Source organism: Caulobacter sp. CCH9-E1, assembly GCF_001556515.1.
GTDB lineage: Bacteria > Pseudomonadota > Alphaproteobacteria > Caulobacterales > Caulobacteraceae > Caulobacter.
Genome location: NZ_LSJA01000063.1, coordinates 1 through 330, shown reverse-complemented (window position 1 = coordinate 330; position 330 = coordinate 1). Strand labels below are relative to the sequence as shown.

Below are 330 nucleotides of genomic sequence, written 5' to 3'. Positions count from 1 at the left end.
TCGCCGCCCTTGGCGTTGACGGCTTTGACGACGCCGTCGCGCTCGGCGCGGATGATGTTCTGCATCTTCATGGCCTCGAGCACGCAGACCACCTCGCCCTCGCGGACCTGCTGGCCGGCGGCGACGTCCATCGAGACCACCAGGCCCGGCATCGGCGAGAGGACGAGCTTGGAGGTGTCGGCCGCCTGCTTCTCGGGCAGCTTGCCGTGAAGATCGGCCGAGCGCGGGGTCAGGACCAGCACCCGGGCCTTGGCGGCGCGGTGGCGGATCGTGAAGCCCTCGGCGGCGGGCGTCGCCTGCGCCGTGAAGGCCTTGCCGTCCAGCGCCGCC

Annotated in this window: 1 protein-coding gene; it reads right to left on the bottom strand. The window is 72.1% G+C overall.

Annotation, left to right across the window (positions count from 1 at the left end; all coding sequences use genetic code 11):
• A partial coding sequence (locus AX690_RS03350) for a biotin/lipoyl-containing protein (RefSeq protein ID WP_304439876.1) occupies positions 1-330 on the bottom strand: 330 nt, incomplete at both ends.